Origin of the sequence: Synechococcus sp. R6-10, assembly GCF_047461815.1 — a bacterium.
Lineage (GTDB): Bacteria > Cyanobacteriota > Cyanobacteriia > Thermostichales > Thermostichaceae > Thermostichus.
In genome coordinates, this window is the sequence record NZ_JANSHW010000042.1 from 1 (window position 1) to 1,835 (window position 1,835).

Genomic DNA, 1,835 nt, shown 5'->3' on the forward strand with positions numbered 1-1,835 from the left:
AATCCGTACTGAACATATTATACATTATTTTCAGTATAGTTGAGCTTATTATTGACTAGAGTCATGCTCTCCCAGGTTACCAAACTTTTTCCGCCTTCTCTTCTGCCTGTTCAGAAGACCCAGTGCAGCTCCGGCAAGGTGGTAGGATAATTCAGCAGCTTAGTTAGCGAAGCCATGGGGATCCCCACCACTGCCGATGAATGTAACGAGCTGGGCATCTCTCACTGCTTGAAGGCCCAGCAAGCCAAAACCTCGCGGGAGCGACGTGCGGCTTGGGCCATGGCTCTGGCGGCCTGGCGGCAGGGTTTGGATCTCGATCCCAACCATCTCCCCTCCCAGTTCAATCGCCTCCATGCCCTTTTGGCCTTGGGAAGCGGCTACACGGCCCTCCAAGAGGGAAAAGAGCTGCTCTCCCGGCTTTTGACCCAGCGTTACCTAGAAGATCCCAGCTTGGGCCTAACTGGATCCCAGCCCAGGCTGGCTTGGGATCCCCCTCGTCTGGCTTCTGCTAGCAAAAAGGCCCGCCGCTCTTCCAAGGCTACCTCCCGCCTTGGCCCCCGCGAGCGCTACCTCCACACTCTAGCCCGTTGGCTAGCCCACCACAGCGGAGTCGTTTACCGACCGGAGCCATTGCCCTACTGGCGGCTGGCTGCAGCCATTGACCCAGAGGATCTAGAGGCGCAAATGGTGGTTGCCATGAATGCGGCAGCGCAGGCGCAGCCGGAAGGGGCTTTCTTGCTGCAGAAAATAGCCGACCATTTCCCTGGGCAGAAGGACAGGGCCCTGCAAGTGCTGCAACTGGCTCTAGATCGCTACATTCCGCGGCAGGATCCCTCCAAGGCGGAGTCGGATTCAGCAGAGCAAGAGTTAGAAACGCCTCCTAACGGAGCTCCAGCCTCCGATGCTGTGGCCGAGATAGAAATCTGGACTCAGTATGAGGGGTACAAGCTAAGGCTAGAGCCAGATCTTAAAAGCATTGTGACCTTTGTCCTCCTGGCTCAAGATCGCTGGTTTGAGAGTGAAATCGAGCTGTGTCGGCAAATCCTCAAGCCGGGCATGAACGCCATTGACGTGGGGGCCAACGTTGGGGTTTACACCTTTCTCTTTGCCCGCTGTGTGGGCGAGTCTGGGAAAGTCTATGCCATCGAGCCCACGCCGGGATGTTTGCAGTGCTTGCGGGCAACTGTTGCTCAAAACAAGCTCGACCAATCCGTGCAAGTTGTGGAAGCTGCGGTAGGCGAAGAGTCCCGCGAGGTTTACCTGGTCTGTGAAGGGGCCAGCGTTTTCAACCGCATCGTCACGGATCCCATGTCGGTTGTAGAAGAAACCCAGCCGGTGCAGCAAATCACCTTGGACGAGTTGTGGATCTCAGAGAGCAAGCCCACCATCGATCTGCTCAAAATTGACGCGGAAGGGGCAGAGGTTCCTGTTCTGAAGGGGGGGAGAAAGCTGATCGAGACCTGTACCCCGCTGATCCTGTTTGAAAACCAAAATGTCGGCCAGTTTTCAGGTTTGGAGTCGGCGAAGCTTCTCGCCGAATTAGGCTATCTCATTTATGTTTACAACCCGATGATCCAAGATCTCAGTACCGTTCAGGCTTCTGTGCAACTGCCAACTGCGTTAAACTTGGTTGCCGTGCATCCGAATCGCTTTTCTCTGGCGAGCAAAGCTGGTCTGATCTAGCCGTTTCTGTGGAGTAGAGTAATGCCTTTCCCGATTAGCGAGATCCTCGGCAAAGACATGCCTTTTATCCGAATTGCAGACGTGGGGGCGATGTTTCTGGGCGGCGATAACTTCGACAAGCTGGTTCAGGAAGGACATGCCCAAGTGATAGG

General features: G+C 55.3%; 1 protein-coding gene. It reads left to right on the plus strand.

The window, feature by feature from the left end:
• Nucleotides 1-174: 174 nt before the first annotated feature.
• The gene (locus NW837_RS01280; protein ID WP_414328924.1) at nt 175-1,683 is read left to right on the plus strand and encodes an FkbM family methyltransferase; all 1,509 of its coding nucleotides are present in this window, start codon (nt 175-177) and stop codon (nt 1,681-1,683) included.
• Nucleotides 1,684-1,835 lie beyond the last annotated feature (152 nt).